The organism is Micromonospora sp. NPDC047753 (assembly GCF_040642735.1).
Lineage (GTDB): Bacteria > Actinomycetota > Actinomycetes > Mycobacteriales > Micromonosporaceae > Micromonospora.
Window position 1 is genome coordinate 1 of sequence record NZ_JBEYSL010000473.1, and the last position, 5245, is coordinate 5245.

General features: G+C 75.0%; 2 protein-coding genes. One reads left to right on the plus strand and one right to left on the minus strand.

Annotated elements, in window-relative coordinates:
• Positions 1–104 precede the first annotated feature (104 nt).
• Positions 105–2357, minus strand: coding sequence for an adenylate/guanylate cyclase domain-containing protein (locus tag ABZ749_RS28775; protein WP_357233280.1), 2253 nt, complete (start codon positions 2355–2357; stop codon positions 105–107).
• Between the two features lie 194 nt (positions 2358–2551).
• On the opposite strand from ABZ749_RS28775, the gene ABZ749_RS28780 reads away from it, so the two are divergent.
• A partial coding sequence (locus tag ABZ749_RS28780; RefSeq protein WP_357233282.1) for an AAA family ATPase occupies positions 2552–5245 on the plus strand: 2694 nt, incomplete at its 3' end.

Here is a 5245-nt window from a genome sequence, read left to right on the forward strand (position 1 = left end):
CTCCATGATCGGCAGGGCAGGGCAGGGCAGGGCAGGGCAGGGCAGGGCAGGGCAGGGCAGGGCAGGGCAGGGCAGGGCAGGGCAGGGGCTGAGGGTGGGGGTGGTTAGGCGGAGGCGGGTAGGTCGTCAAGGGGGCGGATCAACGGTGGGCGGGGTGCTGCCCGTACTACGCCCGGCGGGGTTCCGGCGTCCGCGAGTGTCCACTGTGTGGCCGAACTCGCCGGCGTGGGGCGGATCGGCGTTGCGGGCCGTCCGACGTCCCGGGATCGGTCACCGCTCGCGCGGCGCCGAGGTCGGGACGCCGCAGCGGCCGGCGTCGGCGGTACGTCGCCTGCCGAGGCGACGGCTCGGAGCTTGCGTGGGCCCGCCGTGCGGTTGGTGGCGGGACCCGACGCGGCGGGTCGGGTGGCCATCGTCGGGGTGGGGCTGCCTCGCCTCAGCGGGGTCGGGCCGGTGGCACCGCCCGCCCCTGCCGAGGCCAGCGACGCGAAGACGTCGTCGAGGCGGCCGGTCCGATCGCCAACGGTGTCGAGGCGCACGATCTGCGCGCTCCTCGCCGGCGAGCCGTTGGGCACACCAGCGAGCGAGTCGGGCGGGCCGGCGTCCCGGTGCGCCGTGTCGAGGTGCGGCGCGGCGGCGGTCCGGCGTTGGAAGACGGCCCGCAGGGCGCGGGGCAACCGTTCGACGGCGACCTGGCGCAGCGCGGGAGCGGCGAACGCGTACCCGTCGACGTGGTGGGGGAGCAGCAGCCCTGCGGTGACCAGCTCGCGGAGCGCGGGCGCGGACCGGCCGGGTGTCCAGCCGAGTGCCCGGTCCACGGCCGCCCCGGAGATCAGACCACCGAGGGTCCCGGCGGCCATCAGCACCGCCCGCCGCTCACCGTCGAGGTGGTCCAGCTCCGCGCCGACGGCCCGGCGTACGGCCTCGGGCAGCGGGAGGGCCGCCGGATCGGCACCGTCCACCAGCGACGTGACGTATGCCGCCGCGTGCCCGGGGCGGCCGCCCACCAGCGGCAGCAGCCGGTCGACCAGGGCCACCGGCTGTCCGGCCCGGGTGAGCAGGTGGCGCAGCAGCCGTCCGGACTGCACAGTGGCCAGGGGTCCGATCGTCATCTGGCGGGCCGGACCGGGCCGGGTGTCGGTCCACTGCGGCTGGTGCACTGTGAGCAGGGCCAGCGGCAGCCCACGCTCCGTCGCCGCGTCGTAGAGCGCGTGCAGGAAGCGGCTCACCGCGGGCGCGGCCCGGTCCAGGTCGTCGACGGCCACGATCAGCGGTTGGTGGGCGGCCAGCCGCAGCAGGACCTCGCGGCAGATCGCCGCGCCGGTGAGGGCGGTGGCCGAGCCGTCCGGGGTGGTCAGCATCCGCTGGAGCGCCGGAACCGCGGTGGCCACCCGGGTCGGCGGAAAGAGCGGGGTCAGGGCGGCGACGAGCCGGTCGTGGACGGCCGCAGGGCCGTCGCTGTGCCGGATTCCGGCGAGGCCGCGGAGCAGGTGCGCGACCGGCGCCAACACCTGGTCGGGGTACGGCTGGCAGGTCGCCACGCACCAGCGGACCGACTCTCCGTCCACCGTGGTCAGCCCACGGGTCAGCTCGTGCAGCAGCCGGCTGCGGCCACTACCGGTGGGGCCGACCAGTGAGATCCAGTTTGGTGTCCGGTGTCGGATGGCCGAGCCCAGCTGGTCGCGGATGGTGGCCAGCTCGCGGCGTCGACCGATCAACGGGCCGTCGTGCCGGTCGGCGCCGGGGCGAACCGGACCGAGGGCGTGCCAGACCGGCACCGGCGACACCCGGCCGGCGACGGGCGTCGGCGTCAGCTGACGCTGGGTGATCAGGCCGGCGGTGGCGCGGGCGGTGGCCGCGCAGAGTGCGACGGCGCCGGGCGCGGCGTACTCCTGCAGGCGGGCCGCTGTGGTGATCACCGCCCCGCTGGCCAGGCCGTGCCCGCCGGTGACGGCGTCGCCCAGGTCGACCACCACCTCGCCGGTGGCGACACCGACCCGGACGCGCAGCCTGATGCCGTCGACCATGGGCCGTCGGTCCAGCGCGGCCTGGATCTCGAGCCCGGCGCGCACCGCCCGGTACGCGTCGAAGCCGTCGGAGTGCCGGGCGCCGAAGAGCGCCATCACCGCGTCGCCGATGTACTTCTCCACGACCCCGTGCCAGCGGTGCAGCACACCGGCGACGGTGTCGAAGTAGGCCCGCTGCAACGCTCGGACGTCCTCGGGGTCGAGCCGGTCCACCAGGGCCGTGGATCCGACGATGTCCGCGAAGAGGACGGTGACGACGCGCCTCTCCTGGGGTACCGGCCAGAGCGGGGTGACGGTCCGCTGCGTGTCGACGATGATGCTGGTGGTCATGGGTGTCGCACCGGCCTCTCTCCCCGCTGTTGCCTGATCACCTCCGGAGATTGGCATTACTGGGCCGACGGGGGATCTGCCGAACGACGTATGTCGGCCACCTGCAACCTTTAGTCGCAAAGTCGACGCGAGGAGTACCAGAAGCGGTGGGCGGCCGTAGAACGGTGTGGGGCCCTGTGATTAGGCTGCGTGGCATGGCCAGCGATGTGGACACCGCACCGCTCGTGGGCCGGGCCGAGCTGGTGCAGACGGTTCGGTCCGCGTTGCTCGGTGAGGCCGCGCACGGGCAGACCGCAGCGGTCTTCCTGACCGGCGAGAGCGGTGTGGGAAAGACCCGGCTGTTGGGCGAGATCGGTGACCGCCTGCGGGAGCGGGGCGCCGTGGTGCTCACCGGCAGCTGCCTGGACATCGGCGACGCCTCTCCGTTGCACCCGCTGTTGCAGGCGCTGCGCCGGTTCGACGCCGAGGTGTCCACCTCGCCCGCCCGCACCTCGTCGGCGGTGCGGGGGCTGTTGCAGATGTTCGCCGACGAGACCGCCAGCCCGGACGGCGCCGGCGCGTTGCTGGAGCGGGTCTCCCGTGGCCTGCACCTGATCGCCGAGGGTCGCCCGCTGGTGCTGATCCTCGATGACCTCCAGTGGGTCGACCGCAGCACCCGGCAGCTCCTGCTCTACCTGCTCGCCGGCCTGGGTGATCTTCAGCTGTCGGTGCTGGCGGCGGTGCGCGCGGAGTCGTTGCAGGGCGCTCACCCGCTGCGCCGGGTGCTCACCGAGCTGCGTCGGCTCCGCACGGTGCGGGTGCTCGACCTGGCGCCGCTGGGCCGGGCTGACACCGAGACACTCGCCGCCGCGGTGGTCGGCCGGACGCTGAATGCCGACGCGGCCGAGCAGGTGTGGCAGCGCAGCGGCGGCAACCCGTTCGTCATCGAGGAACTGGCCCGGGATCTGCGCGACGGCCGCGACGGGCTGTCCGAGACGCTGCGGGAGATCTTCCTCGATCGGGTCGACGCGCTGCCCCAGCACGCGCACGCCGTGGTGCACGCGGTGGCCGCCGGGGTCGAACCGGTGCAGCACTGGCTGCTGGCCGAGGTGCTGCGGATGCCGGAGGACGAGCTGATCGCCGCGGCCCGGGCCGCGGTGGCGCACCGGCTGCTGGTCGGCGCCGACGAGGGCTACCGGCTGCGGCACCGCCTCGTGGCCGAGGTGCTGGCGCACGAGCTGCTGCCGGCCGAACGCTCCGGGCTGCACCGCCGCTACGCCGAGGCGCTGACCACCGCGCCGGGTGAGTTGCACCAGGCCCGGCTGGCGCACCACTGGCGGCTGGCCGGCGAGCCGGCGCGCGCCCTGCCGGCGGCGGTGGCTGCCGCTCAGGAGGCCGAGCGGCTGCACGGTTACGCCGAGGCGCACCGGCACTGGTCGGCGGCGTTGCAGTTGGCCGCCGAGCCGGGCCCGCTGACGGTGGACCGGGTCGAGTTGCTCGAGAACGCCGCCGAGGCGGCCCACCACTGTGGGGAGCACGCCCGCGCGTTGGCCCTGCTGGAGGAGCTGGCCGCGCTGCGGGGTGGCGAGCCGAGCTGCGCGCTGCACATCCGCCGCGCCCGCTACCTGGCCGCCGCCGGTCGCTCCGCGCTGGCCGAGGAGGAGTACCAGCGGGCGCTGAAGGCGGCGGACTGTTCCCCTCGGGACCGGGCCAGCGCCGCCGCCCGCCTGGCCGAGCTGCTGCTGCACCTGGGTCGCTACGCCGACGCCGGTGAGCGGGCCCGCGAGGCGCTGGCGTTGGCCGAGAACGTGGCGGGCTCGGCCACCGAGGTGGTGCTGGCCAGTTCGGCGTTGGGCTTCAGCGACGCCTGTCTGGAAGACCCGGACGCCGGTCTGGCGGTCATGCGCGACGCCCTCGACACCGCCGAGCGTGCCGGTCAGCCCGAGGACGTGGCCTGCGCGTACCTGCACCTGGCGGAGCTGCTGACCGGGCCGCTGAACGTCCTCGAGGAAGGCGTGGTGGTGGCCCGGCGGGGCGCCGAACGGGTGACCGAGCTGGGCCTGGGCCGCACCTGGGGCACCCGGCTGCTGGCCATCGCCATCAACGGGCTGTTCCGGGTGGGCCAGTGGGCCGAGGCGGAGAAGGTGGTGGCCGCGGCCCTGCGGCACCGACCGTCCGGTGCGGACGCCGTCGAGCTGCTGTTGGCCCGGTGCCGGCTGTCGGTGGGCTACGGCGACATCGAGGCCGCCGGTCGGGACCTCGACGCGGTGGCGACCCTGCTCGCCGGCGGCGGGGCGCGACACGTCATTCCGCTGCTCACCCTGCGCTCCGGGCTGGCCATGTGGGAGGGCCGGCACGACGTGGCGCGGCAGGCGGTGCAGCGCGGCCTGACCGAGAGCCGTTCCGACGACGTGATGATCCTCTCCGCGCTGGTCTGGCACGGCCTGCGCGCCGAGGCTGAGGCGCACGCCAGCCGCACTGTGGAGGTGGACCCGACGGCGGTCCGCCGGCTGCGCGACGTGGCCGAGCGGGTGGCCCGCAAGAGCGCCGGTGCCGCCCGGCCGGTGCGTTCGGTGGTGCAGGGCTTCCTGGCGCTGTGCGCTGCCGAGGTCAGCCGCCTCGACGGCAGCGATCCGGAGCTGTGGGCCGCGTCGGCGGCCGAGTGGGATCGACGCAATCACCCCTATCCGGCGGCGTACTCGCGCCTGCGGCAGGCCGAGGCGCTGTTGGCTCGGCGCAGCCGGGTGGCCACCGCCGGCAAGCTCCTGCGGGAGGCGTACCGGGTGGCGCAGGGGTTGGGCGCGGTGCCGCTGACCTCGGAGATCCGCGAGTTGGCCGGGTCGACACGTGGAGGAGCGCATGGCAGAGCCCACGACGACAGAGACGGTCCGCTTCGGGCAGGATCGGTT